Consider the following 284-nt stretch of genomic DNA (forward strand, 5'->3'; position numbering starts at 1 on the left):
GCCGCAGCTACCGGCAAAGTAGGAAGGCGACCATAGCGCGCCGCCCCAAAGCTTCTTGCGGATGCTCGGATAGTTCTTCTTCCGAATCATGCGGCTGGAAACGCCTTTCAGGCTGTTGACCAGATTGCTGGAAAATATCGGCCGCAGGTCGTCAAGGATCTCTTTTGTGAAGACTTCACGGCGGTATTTTGTTGCGAAGACCAAATGTAGGTGCATGGAGGAAAACACCGTGTCTTCCGTGGCGAATTTCATTGTAATGACTCATAGACCAAGCTATAATCGAA

At 50.7% G+C, this 284-nt stretch carries 1 pseudogene; it reads right to left on the minus strand.

The features are described from left to right. Window positions 1-265 (minus strand): annotated as a pseudogene (locus F1735_RS34840) (transposase); the annotation flags it as partial. Window positions 266-284: the final 19 nt, after the last annotated feature.

Source organism: Massilia genomosp. 1, assembly GCF_011682185.1.
In the GTDB taxonomy this organism is placed as follows: Bacteria; Pseudomonadota; Gammaproteobacteria; order Burkholderiales; family Burkholderiaceae_D; genus Telluria_A; species Telluria_A rubra.